At 71.8% G+C, this 13,012-nt stretch carries 15 protein-coding genes; 9 read left to right on the forward strand and 6 right to left on the reverse strand.

Going from position 1 to position 13,012, the window contains the following annotated elements; genetic code table 11:
- Positions 1-22 precede the first annotated feature (22 nt).
- Both OG252_RS35720 and OG252_RS35725 read right to left on the reverse strand, forming a co-directional pair.
- On the reverse strand, positions 23-958 hold the full coding sequence (locus OG252_RS35720) for a M56 family metallopeptidase (protein ID WP_329341364.1): 936 nt from the start codon (positions 956-958) through the stop codon (positions 23-25).
- A complete protein-coding gene (locus OG252_RS35725; protein WP_266440393.1) occupies positions 955-1,323 on the reverse strand; it encodes a BlaI/MecI/CopY family transcriptional regulator in 369 nt (122 codons plus the stop codon). Before OG252_RS35725 ends, OG252_RS35720 begins: the two co-directional genes overlap by 4 nt.
- Positions 1,324-1,479: 156 nt before the next feature.
- On the opposite strand from OG252_RS35725, the gene OG252_RS35730 reads away from it, so the two are divergent.
- The 6 genes from OG252_RS35730 to OG252_RS35755 all read left to right on the forward strand — a co-directional run bounded on the left by OG252_RS35730 (position 1,480) and on the right by OG252_RS35755 (position 6,486).
- On the forward strand, positions 1,480-1,914 hold the full coding sequence (locus OG252_RS35730; RefSeq protein WP_329341366.1) for a DUF6153 family protein: 435 nt from the start codon (positions 1,480-1,482) through the stop codon (positions 1,912-1,914).
- 88 nt (positions 1,915-2,002) lie between these two features.
- Positions 2,003-2,644: a DUF305 domain-containing protein gene (locus OG252_RS35735; protein WP_329341368.1), complete on the forward strand. Its 642-nt coding sequence runs from the start codon at positions 2,003-2,005 to the stop codon at positions 2,642-2,644.
- A 223-nt stretch (positions 2,645-2,867) separates the two neighbouring features.
- Positions 2,868-3,347 carry a hypothetical protein gene (locus OG252_RS35740; RefSeq protein ID WP_329341370.1) on the forward strand — a complete coding sequence of 160 codons (480 nt, stop codon included), beginning with the start codon at positions 2,868-2,870 and terminating at the stop codon, positions 3,345-3,347.
- A 181-nt stretch (positions 3,348-3,528) separates the two neighbouring features.
- Positions 3,529-3,939, forward strand: coding sequence for a hypothetical protein (locus OG252_RS35745; protein WP_329341372.1), 411 nt, complete (start codon positions 3,529-3,531; stop codon positions 3,937-3,939).
- 106 nt (positions 3,940-4,045) lie between these two features.
- Positions 4,046-5,158, forward strand: a complete 1,113-nt coding sequence (locus tag OG252_RS35750; RefSeq protein WP_329341375.1) for a PLP-dependent cysteine synthase family protein — start codon at positions 4,046-4,048, stop codon at positions 5,156-5,158.
- Positions 5,155-6,486, forward strand: coding sequence for an MDR family MFS transporter (locus OG252_RS35755; RefSeq protein WP_329341377.1), 1,332 nt, complete (start codon positions 5,155-5,157; stop codon positions 6,484-6,486). Before OG252_RS35750 ends, OG252_RS35755 begins: the two co-directional genes overlap by 4 nt.
- On the opposite strand, the gene OG252_RS35760 is transcribed toward OG252_RS35755, so the two are convergent.
- Positions 6,483-6,869 (reverse strand): MazG-like family protein, encoded by a 387-nt coding sequence (locus tag OG252_RS35760; RefSeq protein WP_266440416.1) that lies wholly within the window; start codon positions 6,867-6,869, stop codon positions 6,483-6,485. The genes OG252_RS35755 and OG252_RS35760 overlap by 4 nt on opposite strands.
- A 51-nt stretch (positions 6,870-6,920) precedes the next feature.
- Positions 6,921-7,478 carry a DoxX family protein gene (locus OG252_RS35765; protein ID WP_266440420.1) on the reverse strand — a complete coding sequence of 186 codons (558 nt, stop codon included), beginning with the start codon at positions 7,476-7,478 and terminating at the stop codon, positions 6,921-6,923.
- A gap of 196 nt (positions 7,479-7,674) precedes the next feature.
- Between OG252_RS35765 and OG252_RS35770 the strand changes: the two genes are divergently transcribed.
- A complete protein-coding gene (locus tag OG252_RS35770; protein ID WP_266440423.1) occupies positions 7,675-8,001 on the forward strand; it encodes a nuclear transport factor 2 family protein in 327 nt (108 codons plus the stop codon).
- A 55-nt stretch (positions 8,002-8,056) separates the two neighbouring features.
- Positions 8,057-9,037 (forward strand): aldo/keto reductase, encoded by a 981-nt coding sequence (locus OG252_RS35775; RefSeq protein ID WP_329341381.1) that lies wholly within the window; start codon positions 8,057-8,059, stop codon positions 9,035-9,037.
- Between the two features lie 305 nt (positions 9,038-9,342).
- Here OG252_RS35775 and OG252_RS35780 read toward each other — a convergent pair whose 3' ends face one another.
- Positions 9,343-10,125, reverse strand: coding sequence for an SDR family oxidoreductase (locus OG252_RS35780; protein ID WP_329341383.1), 783 nt, complete (start codon positions 10,123-10,125; stop codon positions 9,343-9,345).
- Between the two features lie 146 nt (positions 10,126-10,271).
- On the opposite strand from OG252_RS35780, the gene OG252_RS35785 reads away from it, so the two are divergent.
- A complete protein-coding gene (locus OG252_RS35785; RefSeq protein WP_329341384.1) occupies positions 10,272-11,912 on the forward strand; it encodes an alkaline phosphatase D family protein in 1,641 nt (546 codons plus the stop codon).
- On the opposite strand, the gene OG252_RS35790 is transcribed toward OG252_RS35785, so the two are convergent.
- On the reverse strand, positions 11,899-12,924 hold the full coding sequence (locus OG252_RS35790) for a Gfo/Idh/MocA family protein (protein ID WP_266440435.1): 1,026 nt from the start codon (positions 12,922-12,924) through the stop codon (positions 11,899-11,901). The two genes, OG252_RS35785 and OG252_RS35790, sit on opposite strands and share 14 nt — an antisense overlap.
- Positions 12,925-13,012 lie beyond the last annotated feature (88 nt).

The following is a 13,012-nucleotide window of genomic DNA, read 5'->3' on the forward strand; positions in this document are numbered from 1 at the left end:
GGTCGGTGAGCCGGCCAGTCGGTCAGCCGAGCCCGGGCGGGCAGGCCACCAGCAGCGGCAGCAGCGGAACCGCGAGCGCCACGGTGGCGACCGAACCCCACAGGGCCGGATGAGGCGCCTCGTGCGGACCGAGGATCCGCTTCATGCGGATCAGGACGGTGTGACCGCCCGCGGCGAGCGCGCCCTTGGGGGCGCGGGCCGCGGCCATCTCGTACATGGCGGTGGCCAGCACCTCGTGGGAGTGGCTGCGCAGGGCGCGGTCGTCCGCGATCATCTCCAGCAGCAGCGCCGTCTGCTCACGGACGTGGCGGGCCAGCGGGAGTCGGCGGAACACCGAGTGGAAGGCCTCCACGGCGGCCAGGAGCAGGTGGTGGCGGCCCGCGATGTGCGCCTGCTCGTGCTCCAGTACGGCGCCGAGCTGATCCGGCGTCAGCTCGCGCACGGCCGCGTCACTGACCACGATCCGGGGACGGCGGCCGGGCAGGCAGTACGCGGCGGGGACGTCGTACGGCAGGACGGTGGCGCTCAGTCGTGCCGAGTGGCGGCCGACCAGGTCCAGGGCCTGCCGGTGCTCCGTCCGCGCCCGGCGGGCGCGCGTCACATGGAAGGCGAAGCCGGCCAGCAGCGCGACCGCGAAGGCGCCGGGCACACCGGCGGCCAGTCGCTCCGCCGTGCCGGGGTCGGGCGTCACCGCACTCGCCCCCGCCCCCACCCCCGCACCCATGTCGAGCCCGCAGGAGTGCAGCAGGCCCACCAGGCCCGCGTGCAGATGCTCGGTCGGCATGGCCAGGTTGTAGGCGGACAGGGCCGCCCCGATCGAGAACGAGACCGCCAGGGCGTACCACACCGCTGCCGCCAGCGCCGGAGCCCGGTGCGGCCAGCGGGCGCGCAGGATCAGCTGCGGTGCGACGAAACCCACGGCGGCCGTGTAGCCGACCAGAACCGGCGCCGCGTTCACGCCTTCGCCTGACGACCGACGTTCCGCAGGGCCTTCCGCAGGGCGGCCACCTCGTCCTCGGACATGTTCTCGACGAAGTGGACCAGCGCGGCCGGGCGGTCCTTGCTCTCTCCCAGGCCGTCCTCCATGAGCGCGGCGGCGTACGCCTCGCGACTGCGGACGGGCGTGTAGAGCCAGGCGCGGCCCTGCTTGCCCCGGAGCAGCCAGCCCTTGGTGTACAGGATGTTGGTGACGGTCATCACCGTGGTGTACGCAACAGGGCGGGTCTTGTTTATGTCGTCGACGACCTCACGCACCGTGGCCGGACGGTTCCACGTCCAGAGGCGGTCCATGATCTCCGCCTCGAGCTCCCCCAGCCGCCGCATGCCCTGACTCCTTTTTCGCCACCGAATGCGCAAGCGAATACGCAAGGCCATAGTAGTCCGACGGCCTCTCGCGCCTTCTCGCGTGCGTCCGATATGCGACCTGTTCGCGTACGTCCAAGATGCGAGGGCCCAACAGCCTGTGCCTACCATGGCGCCGTGACCCGCCTCGTACAGCCCGCCCCTCGACCGCAACCGGTGTTGCGGTCCTTCGGGCTGCTCGTGGGCGCTCTGCTGCTGGGCCTGCTCGGCATGCACGGTCTCGGACCGGTGCCGGAGGCCGCGGCCGGCCACGGACACGACCGGACAGTGGCGGCCGCGGGCATGGACATGGGTATGGGCACGGGCGTCGTGGCCTCCACGCCCGGCACCTGTGAACACGGCGGCGGCGACTGCCAAGGCCACGCGCAGCACGCGGACCCGACCTGCGCCTCAGCGGCGGTGGCCGGGGCTCCCGGCGTGGTGCCCGTGCTGCTGCCCGATGTGGTGGCCTGCGCCGGAGCACCGCTCGCGCGTACCTCGCCGGGCGGCAGCGGACCGGACGGCGGCCGGGCGCCGCCTTCCCTCTCCGAACTCCAACTCCTGCGGATATAGAGCGGCCCGCGTGACGCCGTACGCCCCTGAGGGCGCGGCGCCGCGCATCGGTACGCCCTTTTCCACCTCCGATCGCAGGAGTTCCACCATGACCGCACGCCGCAAGCTCATCCGCCGTACCGCCCTCGCCGCCACCACTTCGGTGGCCGCCCTCGTGCTCGCCGCCTGTGGGGGCGACGGCCACGACATGGGCTCGATGGGGTCCGACTCCAGCGCGTCCGCGTCTGCCTCCGCCTCCGCGTCCGCCGAGGCCGGTGAGCACAACGACCAGGACGTCGACTTCGCCACGGAGATGATCCAGCACCACCGCCAGGCCATCGAGATGGCCGACATGGCCGCCGACCGCGCCTCCTCGCAGGAGGTCAAGGACCTCGCGACGAAGATCAAGGGGGCGCAGGACCCGGAGATCAAGACGATGTCCGGCTGGCTCACCTCGTGGGGCGAGGAGGTCCCCGCGGACATGTCCGGCATGGAGGGCCACGACATGTCCTCCGGCATGCCCGGCATGATGAGCAGCGAGGACATGGACAAGCTGGACAAGGCCTCCGGCGCCGGGTTCGACACGATGTTCCTCGAGATGATGGTCAAGCACCACGAGGGCGCCGTCGAGATGGCCAGGGCCGAGAAGGCCGACGGCGCGTACGACCCCGCCGTGAAGCTCGCGGACGACGTGATCACGGCCCAGACCGCCGAGATCGAGCAGATGAACAAGATGCTCGACAAGAGCTGACACGGGGCCATGAAGCGGCGGGCCGCCGGGGATCACCCCGGTGGCCCACCGCTGTCGTGTCGCCCGCGAGATGTCGGCGCGAGTGTTTGCAGTCGGTGAAGTGCCGTGCCCTTTCAGGTGGTTGGTTCCGTCCGGAGGCGGCCGTGTCCGCACGATGGCTTGTTCACGCAGTGTTCTCGCCGTTCGGAGCGCGAGGGCTTCTGGGGCGGGTTAGGATCACGGCGTGATTACGGCCTGGTCGCCTTCCGGTGTGCAGCGGAGCCGCTCGACAGCGGTTCTGTGGCGTGTGCTGGGGCTGGGCCTGTTCCTCTTCGGTCTGCTGTATACGCATGCCGTCAGCCCGGATGCCACGGTGCGTCACGTCGCGTCCGAGGAAGGCGTCGCCGTCTCCGGCGTTCATTTCGAGCCCGTCGCGCACAGCGAAAGGGTTGCGAGTGCCACGTCGGCGGTGTCCGCGAGCCAGACCCACGACAGTCCCTCGGGCGACCACCACGACGGTCACGGCCGGCACCACGCCGGTGGGGAGTGCGCGCTGGGGCAGCCTCCGCAAGGGCCCGGTGCCGGCGTGCCCTGCCTGACTCCGCTGAGCTCGCAGAGCGATGACGACGGCCTGCCCCGGGCGGCAAACGCCCGCCACGCCGCGGTCCGCGACGTCGTCGCTCCGATAGCGCATGCGGCGGGTTCCACGATTCTGCGCATCTAGGTCAGCGCTTTTCCGAACCGGTGTGTCCCGGTTGCCGGTTCCTGGCGTCTGACCTCCTCCGCATGCCGTTCTCCGGTGCGGTGCGGGGATGGTCGACGACCCTTTCCACCACCCCCCACTGATCCCTGCCCTGCCGTGATCCCGGATCCCTTCGGCCAGGGCAGCGCCGCGCGGAGGACCTGTGCCGCCCACCCCTGCCAAGAGCGGGACGACCCGACTCGCCCACGCCACGCTGTACGCCCTGCTGCTCGCGACGCTCGCGCTACTGGCGTGCCTCGGTGATCGGCTCCATACGCCGGAGCAGCCCTACGGTCCCTCGGCCGCCGCGTCGAGCGAGATCCCGTCGACCCCGCAGAGGCCCGAGGGCGAGACAGCCGACGGGCCGGACTCTCCCGACCTGTGTCCCGGCGCCCGTTCCCAGGCCGCCGCGGTCTCGAAGTCCTGGGCCCGCGTCCCCCCGTCCGCGACGACCGCCGCGGCACCGACGGACCCGGCAGACCTCCGCGCGCGCGACCCCCGTGGTCCCGCGCGAAGACTCCCGCCCAGCGGTGGCCGGTCCGCTCTCGTCTCCCTCTGCCAGTGGCGCATATAGGCGTCACCCGGGCAGGCCGGCCCCGGCCGGACCGCCGCGCGCCGCGCATCCGCCGGCGCGCGAGACGAGCACCCGCACGCGTCCGCATCGAACGAGAGCGAAAGAGATGCACTCTCCCACCACGAGTGGCTTCACCCCCGCCGGCTCCACCCTCTCCGGGCTGGTCGGCAACACCCCCGTACTGCGCGTGTCCCAGCCCTTCTCCACGCCCGACCGTGGGTTCTGGGCCAAGCTGGAGGGCTTCAACCCCGGCGGCATCAAGGACCGCCCCGCACTGCACATGGTCGAACGGGCCCGGGCCCGCGGCGACCTGCGCCCGGGAGCTCCGGTCATCGAGTCGACCAGCGGCACCCTCGGCCTCGGTCTCGCCCTGGCCGGAATGGTCTACGGGCACCCCGTCACCCTGGTCACCGACCCGGGCCTCGAACCGTCCATGACCCGGCTGCTCACCGCCTACGGCGCCACCGTCGACATGGTGCCCGAGCCGCATCCCACCGGCGGCTGGCAGGAGGCCCGCCGCGACCGGGTGGCCCAACTGCTGGCGCGGAGCCCCGGCGCCTGGTGCCCCGACCAGTACGGCAATCCCGACAACGTCTCCGCCTACACCCCGCTCGCCCTCGAACTCGCCTCGCAGCTGGGCCACATCGACTTACTGGTCTGCAGCGTCGGCACGGGCGGCCACTCCGCGGGCATCTCGCGCGTTCTGCGCCAGCTCTACCCCGACATGCGGCTGGTGGGTGTGGACACCGTGGGCTCGACCATCTTCGGCCAGCCCGCGAAGACCCGCCTGATGCGCGGACTCGGCTCCAGCATCTACCCGCGCAACGTGGCGTACGAGAACTTCAGCGAGGTGCACTGGGTGGCACCGGGCGAATCGGTCTGGGCCTGCAGGCAGTTGGCCGCCTCGCACTACGCCACCGGCGGCTGGAGCGTCGGCGCGGTCGCGCTGGTGGCCGGCTGGCTCGCCCGGACGGCCGCCGCGAGCACCCGCATCGTGGCGATCTTCCCCGACGGGCCCCAGCGGTACCTGGAGACCGTCTACGACGACCAGTACTGCGCCGAGCACGGGCTGCTGGGCGTGACCCCCGCACCCGAACCGGAGCTGGTGGGCCGCCCCGACGAGAAGGAGGTCACCCGCTGGACCCGCTGCACGAGCGTCAGCGATCCCCTCTCCCTGCCGGCCGGAACGGCCGGTGCCGAAGGCAGGGCGGCACGGTGAAGACGACGCTCACACAGGTCCGCTCCTACGAGCGGAGCGTCCAACTGCTCATGGTGAACCAGTTCACCATCAACCTCGGCTTCTACATGCTGATGCCGTACCTGGCCGCCCACCTGTCCGGATCCCTCGGCCTGGCCGGCTGGACCGTCGGACTCATCCTCGGGGTACGGAACTTCAGCCAGCAGGGCATGTTCCTCATCGGCGGTACCCTCGCCGACCGGCTGGGCTACAAGCCGCTGATCGTCGCGGGATGCGTGCTGCGCACGGTGGGCTTCGCCACGCTCGGTCTGGTCGACTCGGTTCCGGCGCTGCTGGCCGCCTCGGCGGCCACCGGCTTCGCCGGAGCGTTGTTCAACCCGGCCGTGCGCGCCTATCTCGCCGCCGACGCGGGGGAGCGCCGGGTCGAGGCCTTCGCCCTCTTCAACGTCTTCTACCAGGCGGGCATCCTGCTCGGCCCGCTCGTGGGGATGCTGCTGACCGGCTTCGACTTCCGGATCACCTGCCTCGTCTCGGCGGCGGTGTTCGCGCTGCTGAGCGTCGTACAGATCCGTGCGCTGCCCGCTCGGCGCGCGGACGACGCGGCGGACGCGAAGGCCGACGGGCACGAACGCGTGCTCGCCCAGTGGCGCGGGATCCTGCGCAACCGCGCCTTCCTGCTCTTCTCGACGGCCATGATCGGCTCGTACGTCCTGTCCTTCCAGGTCTATCTGGCCTTGCCGCTGGAGGTACGACGTCTGGGGGGCGACGGCGAGTTCGGGACCGCGGCCGTCGCCGTGCTCTTCGCGGCCTCGGGCCTGGCCACGATCTTCGGGCAGACCAGGGTGACGGCCTGGTGCAAGGAGCGGCTGGAGCCCGGACAGGCCCTGGCCTGGGGGCTGTTGAGCATGGGGCTGGCCTTCGTCCCGCTGCTCGTGGCGACGGCCGTGCCCGTGCCGGACGGGGGAATGGGACGCCGGCTGCTCGCGGTCGTCCCGCCGACGCTGGCCGCACTGCTGCTGGCGCTGGGCACGATGATCGCGTACCCCTTCGAGATGGACACCATCGTCCGGCTCTCGGGCGACCGCCTCGTCGCCACCCACTACGGCCTCTACAACACCATCTGCGGGGTCGGCATCACCTTGGGCAACCTGCTCACCGGGGCGGCCCTCGACGCCGCGCGGTCGGCCGGCATGTCCGCGCTGCCCTGGCTGGCGCTGCTCGTCCTGGGGCTGGTCTGCGCATGGTCCCTGTACCGGCTGCAGCGTGCGGATCGCGACCACGGTGACGCCGGCCGACCGTCAGGAAGTCAGGAGGGCGGGACGAAGGACGTCCTCGTCGACGCCGACTAGGCCGACGGGGCCGCCGGCCCCAGGGAGCGTTCCGTCACCCGGGCCAGATGCCGGGTGAAGACCTCCCGGGTGTCCGGGGTGAGCGTGCGCAGGGCCACCAGGGCCGTGATCACGACGTCGCACAGCTCACCCTGGACGTCCTCCCAGGTATGGGTGACGCCCTTGCGCGGGTTCTGGCCGGTCGCGCCGATCACCGCCTGGGCGACCTCGCCGACCTCCTCCGACAGCTTCAGCATGCGCAGCAGCAGGCCCTGGTCGCCGTCGACGGGACGGTTCGCCTCCAGCCAGCTCCACAGGTCGTCGACGGAGCCCCAGAGGTCCGCGGTCGTCCCGGTCACCCTCGTGGTCTCGGTCGTCTCGGGGGAGGTGGCCTGATCAGTCATGCGGGCAGCCTGTCACGCGGTCGGGGCCGCGGGACACCGTGCCTCACCGCCTCACTCGTCGAACGTCTCCTCGAACAAGGCGGTCTGCTCGCCCTCCTCCGCCTGCCGCAGCCGCCGGTTGCGGGCGCCCACGACCAGCGCCGTCACCAGACCGGTCGCCGCGAACGCGGCCGGGATCATCCAGTTCCGGTTGACCGCGTGACCGAGCGCGTGGTCCACGGAGAGCCGGCCGGGCCCCGTGACGGCGAGACCGGCCGCCGTCAGGCCCAGGGAGGCGGCGTACTCGTAGCCGCCGCTCGCGTTGAAGAAGCCGTTCGGCGTGTGCACCGCGGCCGCGCCCGCCATCGCCCCGGCCGCAGCCGCACCGGCCGCCGGGGTCGCCAGGCCCAGTGCGAGCAGGGTGCCGCCGCCGGCCTCGGCCAGCCCCGCCGCCGCGGCGCTCGGCTTCCCGGGCGTGTAGCCGACGGACTCGAAGAACTGGCCGGTGCCCGCCAGCCCGTGCCCGCCGAACCACCCGAACAGCTTCTGCGTGCCGTGCGCGGCCAGCACACCGCCGGTCCCCAGCCGGAGCAGCAGCAGGCCCAGATCACGTCGGTCGTAACAGCTCACGATGACTCCCGGAACAGACGGAGAAGAGACAGAGATAGAGACGGAGACAGAGACGGAGACAGAGATGGAGAAGGACAGAGGGCGGAAGGAAGGGGCACCCCGCGCCTTTCCACCGTCCCACCGCTCACACCCACCGGCTCCGCCCGAGGCGCCGTTCGGGTGGCGCTCTCCCGAGCGCGGTGTGAGTCTGACTGCCATGACGATTCAGACAGCGAGACTGAGCGACCCGGCCGTCCGCGCCTTCGTCACCGCCGTCAACGCCCATGACCGCGAGGCCTTTCTGAAGGTCCTCGCGCCCGGCGCGACCATGGCGGACGACGGTTCCGACCGCGACCTCGACGAGTGGATCGACCGGGAGATCTTCGCCTCCCACGGCCACATGGAGGTCGACAACGAGTCCCAGGGCGGCCGCGCCCTCCTCGCCCGCTACAGCAACGACACCTGGGGCGAGATGCGCACCCGGTGGACCTTCACGGTCGAGGGCGACGGCAGGATCTCCCGCTTCGAGACCGGTCAGGCATAACCCGCGTAGAAAACCCTTGCCCTAGAGTGCACTCCAACTCCTACCGTTCATCGGCATGGAGATCACACGCACACTGGGCCGCACCGGCATAGAGGTCAGCGCCCTCGGCTTCGGCTGCTGGGCGATCGGCGGTGAGTGGCAGGACACCGCCGGACAGCCGCTCGGCTGGGGCAAGGTCGACGACGAGGAGTCCGTCCGGGCGATCCGGCGCGCCGTCGATCTGGGCGTCACCTTCTTCGACACCGCGGACACCTACGGGGCCGGGCACAGCGAACGCGTCGTCGGCCGCGCCCTCGGCAAGCGCCGGGACGACGTGGTCCTCGCCACCAAGTGGGGCAACGTCTTCGACGAGGAGACCCGCACACTCACCGGCGGCGACGACACCCCGGCCTACGCCCGCCGCGCGCTGACGGCATCCCTGAAGCGCCTCGGCACCGACCACATCGACCTCTACCAGCTGCACCTCTCGGACGCCGACCCGGAGCGCGCGGCCGAACTGCGCGACACCTGCGAGGAGTTCGTGCGCGAGGGTCTCGTCCGGGCCTACGCCTGGAGCACCGACGACCCGGCCCGCGCCGCCGTCTTCGCGGAGGGGGAGCACTGTGCGGCCGTACAGCACGCGGTCAACGTGTTGCAGGACGCGCCCGACATGCTGGCCCTGTGCGAGGCGTCGGACCTGGCGAGCATCAACCGCAGCCCGCTCGCCATGGGGTTGCTGACGGGGAAACGCCGAGGGGCCCTGGAGGCCGGGGACATCCGCAGCCGTCCGCCGGAGTGGCTGCAGGGATTCGAGGAAGGGGCCGGTGCGGCTTCCGACTGGGTGGCCCGCGTCGACGCGTTGAAGGAGATCCTCACCAGCGGCGGCCGTACGCCCGCCCAGGGTGCCCTCGCCTGGCTGTGGGCGCGCAGCCCGCGCACGATCCCGATCCCCGGGTTCCGTTCGGTCGCGCAGGCGGAGCAGAACGCGGGCGCGATCGAGAAGGGCCCGCTCACCGCCGGGCAGATGGCCGAGGTGGACCGGATCCTCGGGCGCTGAGCGTCCGGTCCGGGGTGCGGTCAGGGGTGCGTGAGGGTCGGCGCCCGGCGCCGGAGCCGACGTACACGGCAGCCGTTCCACCGCACCGGTGCGTACTCCGCGGTCCCGCGCGGAGTCCACCCCCACCCGGTGCGATGGAACGGCTGCCGCCTCCCCCCTCGGGTGTGGTCGGCGGAAGCCCTCTCCTCCAAGTGTGAAGCTCTTGTGGAGGAGGTGAAGAGCATAAGCCCGCTATCGGCCCGAATGCACCGGAGGGTTCCATTCCGCTTGTGCAAGTTGAGTACGTGGCTGCCTGAGCCGGCGGCTCAGCCGCGCCCCACGTACGGCATCGCCGTCGCCAGTACCGTCGCGAACTGCACGTTCGCCTCCAGCGGCAGCTCCGCCATGTGCCGCACGGTCCGCGCCACATCGGCGACGTCCATCACCGGTTCGGGAGCGGTCTCCCCGTTGGCCTGAAGCGCCCCGGTCTGCATCCGCTCGGTCATGTCGGTCGCCGCGTTGCCGATGTCGATCTGCCCGACGGCGATGCGGTGCGGCCGCCCGTCCAGGGACAGGGACTTGGTGAGCCCCGTCAGCGCGTGCTTGGTCGCGGTGTAGGCGACCGAGTGCGGCCTTGGCGTGTGCGCCGAGATGGACCCGTTGTTGATGATCCGTCCGCCCTGCGGGTCCTGCTCCTTCATCTGCCGGTACGCCGCCTGCGCGCACAGGAACGCCCCGTTGAGGTTGGTGTCCACCACGTGCCGCCAGGCGTCGTACGGCAGTTCCTCCACGGGCACCCCACCCGGACCGAATGTCCCGGCGTTGTTGAACAACAGGTCGACGCGCCCGAAGCGGTCCGTGGTGGCGGCGAACAACGCGGCCACGTCCTCGGGCCGCGACACGTCGGTGCGTACGACGATCGAGGCACCCCCGGTGCCTCCGGGCGCCAACGCCGCCGCCGTCGCCTCCAGAGTCTCCGTTCGCCGGCCGGCCAGCGCCACCGACCAGCCCGCGCGGAGCAGCTCCACGGCGACCGCGCGGCCGATGCCGGAGCCCGCGCCGGTCACCACCGCGATCCTCGAAACTTTCGCAGTTTGCATGGCATTCATGGGCCCGCAGCGTACGGGAGGCCTCCGGCGGGGTCCGCCATGCGGAACTCATCCGTCCGCCATCTGAGTGTTGTGTACGTGCCAAGAAGCTGTCGCTCCCGGCCACTCCAATTGCCTCTTGCATCCATCTGTCAGGGGAGGACCGGATGACACTCGACACCCGCCCGTCACAGCACGCCCCCGAACTGCGCGCAGCCGCCCGGCACATCGGCCGCCGCCGCTTCCTGACCGTCACCGGCGCCGCCGCCGCGCTCGCCTTCTCCGTGAACCTGCCGGCCGCCGGCGCGGCGAGCGCCGCCGAGCTCGACGCCGCGAAGATCACCGAGAACCCCTTCACCCTCGGCGTCGCGTCCGGCGACCCGCAGCCCGGCTCCGTGCTCCTGTGGACCCGCCTGGCCCCCGTCCCGTTCCAGCCCGACGGCGGCCTCCCGGCCGAACGCGTCCTGGTCCACTGGGAGTTGGCGTACGACGAGCGATTCCGCCGGATCGCCAGACGCGGCACGGTCATCGCCCACCCCGAGTTCCACCACACCGTGCACGCCGAGATCGGCCATCTCGACTCCGGCCGCGTCTTCTACTACCGCTTCCGCACGGGCAGTTGGATCAGCCCGACCGGCCGCACCCGCACCGCGCCGGCCGCCTTCGACCGCACCTCGGCACTCACCTTCGCCGCGGTCTCCTGCCAGGCGTACACCGACGGCTACTTCACGCCGTACGGCCATCTCGCCACCGAGGACGTCGACGTGGTCTTCCACCTCGGCGACTACCTGTACGAGTACGCGGTCAACTCGGTGGGCGGCTACCGGAACTACACCGACCGCACGCTCCCGGCGGTGTTCAACCGCGAGACGGTGACCCTGGAGGACTACCGCCTGCGCTACGCCCTCTACAAGTCCGACCCGGACCTGATGGCCGTGCACGCCGCGCACCCCTTCGTCGTCACCTGGGACGACCACGAGACCGAGAACAACTACGCCGACGAGACCCCCGAGAACAGCGTCCCGCCGGAGGAGTTCCTGCTGCGCCGCGCCGCCGCCTACCGCGCCTACTGGGAGAACCAGCCGCTGCGCAGCCCGCAGCGGCCCGCGGGACCGGACATGCAGCTCTACCGCCGCCTGCACTGGGGCCGGCTCGCCCAGTTCGACGTCCTCGACACCCGCCAGTACCGCTCCGACCAGGCCTACGGCGACGGCCTGGACCTGCCCGGCCCGGAGATCGACGACCCGGCGCGCACCATGACCGGCGAGACCCAGGAGCGGTGGCTGCTCAACGGCTGGCGCGACTCACGGGCCCTGTGGAACGTCGTACCGCAGCAGGTGAACTTCTCGCAGCGCAAGCTCGACCTCACCGACCCGGCACGGCTGTCGATGGACGCCTGGGACGGCTACCGGGCCTCCCGCCGCCGCATCCTCGACGGCGCCAAGGCGGCCGGCATCGACAACCTGATGGTCCTCACCGGTGACGTGCACGTCGCGTACGCCTACGACATCAAGGACGACTTCGACTACCCGGCCTCCCGCACCCTCGGCACCGAGATCGTCGGATCGTCGATCTCCAGCGGCCGGGACGGCGCCGACAAGCCCGCGACCTGGGACACCTACACCCGGGCCAACCCGCACATGAAGTTCTACAACGGGCTGCGCGGCTACGTGACCGTCGAGCTGGGCCGCGAGCAGGCCCGGGCCGACTTCCGGAGCGTGCCGTACGTGACCAGGCCAGGGGCCCCGATCGCGACGGCCGCGTCCTTCGTGACGGAGGTGGGGGACCAGGGGCTCAAGCCGGCGTGAGCCCGGCCGCGAGGTCCTCTCCCGGATAGCGGACGCCGACGCGTTCCCGTATCGCGTCGAGCGTCCGCATCACGGCCAGGGTGCCGTCGAGCGGGACGAGCGGGGACTCGGTCTCGCCGGCCCGCAGGGCGCGCATGACCTCGCGGGCCTCGTGCCGGAGGCTGCCCCGGGGCCCGTCCGCCGGGTCGGCCGTGAACTCCTGCGGTTCGCGGCCGTCGCGGTGCAGGACGAAACGGTCGGTGTGGAAGAAGCCGTACGGGATGTCGATGCGGCCCAGGGTGCCGGTGACGGACGCCGTGGTGGCCGTACCGCCGACGAGGGAGCAGTGCACCGAGGCGATCGCGCCGCTGTCCCAGGAGAGCAGCGCGCCCGTCTGGAGGTCGACGCCCTCCTCCGACAGGGTCGCGCGCGCCGCGATGTCCGAGGGCTCGCCGAGCAGCAGGTGCGCGAACGACACCGGGTAGACGCCGAGGTCGAGCAGCGCGCCGCCGCCCTGGGCCGGGTCACGCAGCCGGTGACTGGGAGGGAAGGGGCCGGCGAGCCCGAAGTCGGCGTGCACCGTGCGCACTTCGCCGATCGCGCCGTCCCGCACCAGGTCGACGAGGCGCCGGATCAGCGGGTTGCAGTACATCCACATGGCCTCCATCAGGAAGCTCCCGCGCTCCCTCGCCAGCGCGACCAGCTCCTCGGCCTCGCGCGCGTTCAGCGTGAACGCCTTCTCGCACAGCACGTTCCGCCCGGCCGTAAGGCACAGGCCGGCGGCCGCCCGGTGCGCCGAGTGCGGGGTGGCGACGTACACGACATCGATGTCCTCGTCCTGGGCGAGCGCCTCCCAGCCGCCGTACGCCCGGGGGATCCCGAACCGGTCCGCGAACGCCTTCGCGGACGCCTCGGTCCGCGAGGCCACCGCCACCACCTCCGCGTCCGGCAGGTCCACCAGGTCCGCGGTGAACGCCGCCGCGATCCCGCCCGTCGCCAGAATCCCCCAGCGCACGCTCTGCTCCCTCGTCATCCCGGCCCCACCCTCGCTCACGTGACCCTCGGCACTCTGTACGAGCTGAGAGCATAGGTGGCCGGGGGTCCGGGGGTTCCCCCCGGGA

The sequence above is a fragment of the Streptomyces sp. NBC_01352 genome, from assembly GCF_036237295.1.
GTDB lineage: Bacteria > Actinomycetota > Actinomycetes > Streptomycetales > Streptomycetaceae > Streptomyces > Streptomyces plumbiresistens.

Excerpts from the sequence above, each read along its gene's own strand:
- OG252_RS35780 (WP_329341383.1), bottom strand. The coding sequence starts at position 10,125 with ATGAATGCCATGCAAACTGCGAAAGTTTCGAGGATCGCGGTGGTGACC.
- OG252_RS35735 (WP_329341368.1), top strand. The coding sequence starts at position 2,003 with ATGACCGCACGCCGCAAGCTCATCCGCCGTACCGCCCTCGCCGCCACC.
- OG252_RS35760 (WP_266440416.1), bottom strand. The coding sequence starts at position 6,869 with ATGACTGATCAGGCCACCTCCCCCGAGACGACCGAGACCACGAGGGTG.
- OG252_RS35775 (WP_329341381.1), top strand. The coding sequence starts at position 8,057 with ATGGAGATCACACGCACACTGGGCCGCACCGGCATAGAGGTCAGCGCC.
- OG252_RS35770 (WP_266440423.1), top strand. The coding sequence starts at position 7,675 with ATGACGATTCAGACAGCGAGACTGAGCGACCCGGCCGTCCGCGCCTTC.
- OG252_RS35785 (WP_329341384.1), top strand. The coding sequence starts at position 10,272 with ATGACACTCGACACCCGCCCGTCACAGCACGCCCCCGAACTGCGCGCA.
- OG252_RS35790 (WP_266440435.1), bottom strand. The coding sequence starts at position 12,924 with ATGACGAGGGAGCAGAGCGTGCGCTGGGGGATTCTGGCGACGGGCGGG.
- OG252_RS35725 (WP_266440393.1), bottom strand. The coding sequence starts at position 1,323 with ATGCGGCGGCTGGGGGAGCTCGAGGCGGAGATCATGGACCGCCTCTGG.
- OG252_RS35750 (WP_329341375.1), top strand. The coding sequence starts at position 4,046 with ATGCACTCTCCCACCACGAGTGGCTTCACCCCCGCCGGCTCCACCCTC.